Source organism: Mesorhizobium sp. M2C.T.Ca.TU.002.02.1.1 (genome assembly GCF_003997225.1).
Genome location: NZ_RZTO01001260.1, coordinates 1 through 1139 on the forward strand (window position 1 = coordinate 1; position 1139 = coordinate 1139).

The following is a 1139-nucleotide window of genomic DNA, read 5'->3' on the forward strand; positions in this document are numbered from 1 at the left end:
ATCGAGAACTTCAAGCTCGGCGGCCTCAAAAAATACGGCCTCGACTATGAGAGCCTGAAGGCGATCAATCCGCGCCTCGTCTATTGTTCGATCACCGGCTTCGGCCAGGACGGTCCTTACGCGCCGCGCGCGGGCTACGATTTCATCATCCAGGCCATGGCCGGCATGATGTCGATCACCGGCGAACCGGGCCGCGAGCCGCAGAAGGCCGGCGTCGCCATCTCCGATCTCTTCACCGGCCTCTATTCGGTAATCGCCATCCAGGCGGCACTTCGCCATGCCGAAAAGACCGGCGAGGGCCAGCACATCGACATGGCGCTGTTCGACAGCCAGATCGCCGCGCTCGGCAATCAGAACCTCAACTATCTGGTTTCCGGCAAGTCGCCGGTGCAGATGGGCAATGCGCATATGAACATCGCCCCTTATGAGGTCCTGCCGGTGCGGGACGGCCACATCATCCTGGCGGTCGGCAATGACGGGCAGTTCGGCAAGTTCTGCGCCGTGGTCGGCCTCACCGATCTCCCCGCCAATCCGGATTTCGCCACCAACCCGGCCCGCGTCGCCAACCGCGTGAAGCTGCGCCAGACGATCGTCGAAACCCTCGCCACTTGGGATCGCGATCCGCTTTTGGCAAAGCTCGAGGCAGCCGGCGTCCCGGCGAGCCCGATCAACACGATCGGCCAGATGTTCGCCGATCCGCAGACGATCGCGCGGGGCATGCGGCTCGACCTCGATGACGGCCATGGCAATCGCCTGCCTTCGGTGCGCGCGCCGATGGTGATGTCTGGTACGCCGCTCATCTATGAGCGTCCCTCGCCGCGCCTTGGCGAGCACACGCAAGAAATCCTTGCCGAACTGGAGAGATCAGCAAAATGAAGACCGGCGGACAACTGATCGTCGAGGCGCTCGAGGCGAACGGCGCCGACCGCATTTTCTGCGTTCCCGGCGAATCCTATCTCGCGGTGCTCGACGCCCTGCATGACTCTTCGATCCGCACCATCGTCTGCCGCCAGGAAGGCGGCGCCGCGATGATGGCCGACTGCCAGGGAAGGCTGACCGGCAAGCCAGGCATCTGCTTCGTCACCCGCGGCCCCGGCGCCACCAACGCCTCGGCCGGCGTCCATATCGCCATGCAGGAT

2 protein-coding genes are annotated in these 1139 nt (G+C 64.2%); both read left to right on the forward strand.

Translation table 11 applies throughout. The annotated features are described in order from the left end of the window. On the forward strand, positions 1-876 hold an 876-nt coding region (locus tag EOD07_RS35270; protein WP_164772885.1), incomplete at its 5' end, for a CaiB/BaiF CoA-transferase family protein. After that, positions 873-1139 (forward strand): thiamine pyrophosphate-binding protein (locus tag EOD07_RS35275; RefSeq protein WP_245470618.1); only part of this gene is annotated, 267 nt, incomplete at its 3' end. The genes EOD07_RS35270 and EOD07_RS35275, both read left to right, overlap by 4 nt.